The organism is Paraburkholderia sp. Cpub6 (assembly GCF_014201065.1).
Lineage (GTDB): Bacteria > Pseudomonadota > Gammaproteobacteria > Burkholderiales > Burkholderiaceae > Paraburkholderia > Paraburkholderia tuberum.
The window spans coordinates 1-1,259 of sequence record NZ_JACHDM010000089.1 but is presented as its reverse complement, the minus strand read 5'-3'; the positions used below and the strand labels follow the sequence as shown (position 1 = coordinate 1,259).

Here is a 1,259-nt window from a genome sequence, read left to right as displayed (position 1 = left end):
CAGTTGTTTCAAGTTGCCGATAGTAGTTTGCCTCAGCTTCAGCGGGCGGGATATAGCCGAGGGGTTCCATCAATCGATGATGATTGAACCAGGCCACCCACTCCAGCGTTGCCAGTTCAACGGATTCCCGCGTTTTCCAAGTGCGGCGATGAATCAGTTCAGCCTTGTACAAGCCGTTGATCGTTTCAGCCAGGGCGTTGTCGTAGCTGTCGCCCCGGCTGCCGACCGACGGTTCGATGCCCGCTTCAGCCAGCCGTTCGCTGTAGCGAATGCTGACGTATTGGGACCCTCTGTCCGAATGGTGTATCAAGGTTCCGTCGTCACCCGGGCGCCGCGCGTAAAGCGCCTGTTCGAGCGCATCCAGAACGAAGTCCGTGGTCATCGAGGAGCTGACGCGCCAGCCGACGATACGGCGAGCGAACACGTCGATCACGAAGGCCACATACAGCCAGCCCTGCCACGTCGAAACGTAGGTGAAATCCGAAACCCAGAGCTGGTTCGGCCGTGCCGCCTTGAACTGGCGATTGACCCGATCCAGCGGGCGCGGGGCTATGGCATCAGGAACAGTCGTGCGAACACGTTTGCCTCGCATCACGCCGCGCAAACCCAGTTGCTTCATCAACCGTTCGACCGTGCAGCGCGCCACCGCGATACGCTCCCGGTTCATCTGCTTCCAGACTTTATCCGCGCCGTAGACCTGCATGTTGGCCTGCCACACGCGCTTGATCTCCGGCCGCAGACATTCATCGCGGATTGCGCGAACACCGCGCCGCGACGGATCACGAAGCAGCGCGGCATGGCGCCGGTAGCCCGACGGGGCAATCCGCAAGACCTTGCAGATCGGCTCGACCCCGAAGGTATCGCGATGCTGATCGATGAAGGCCTTCAGGACTTCAGGCGGCGGTCGAGCTCCGCCTGGGCGAAAAACGCACTCGCCAGCTTCAGAATCTCGTTGGCACGGCGCAGTTCCTTGTTCTCGCGCTCCAGTGCCTTGAGGCGTTCGCGTTCCGACGTAGTCACGCCCTCACGCTCCCCGCTATCCACTTCCTCTCGCTTGATCCACCCCAGCAATGTCTGGCTCGTGCAACCGATCTTGGGGGCGATGGATTCGATCGCCGCCCACTGCGACGGATACTCGCCGCGATGCTCCTGCACCATGCGCACTGCACGTTCCCGGACTTCAGCAGAAAACTTGTTCGACTTGTTCATGGCTCCATTTTCTCAAGAGTTGGAGCCTCCACCAAATCCGGGGCGGTTCA

1 protein-coding gene and 1 other annotated feature are annotated in these 1,259 nt (G+C 60.7%); the gene reads right to left on the bottom strand.

From position 1 onward, the window contains the following. Window positions 1-1,209 (bottom strand): IS3 family transposase gene (locus HDG33_RS36820; protein ID WP_184041225.1). Its coding sequence is split into 2 segments (ribosomal slippage), with 1,210 coding nucleotides annotated over them: window positions 1-921 and window positions 921-1,209; the frame shifts between segments, so codons are not numbered across the junction. This gene is flagged as partial in the annotation. After that, window positions 815-931 (bottom strand) — a sequence feature (AL1L pseudoknot). Its footprint overlaps the gene before it by 117 nt. Window positions 1,210-1,259: the final 50 nt, after the last annotated feature.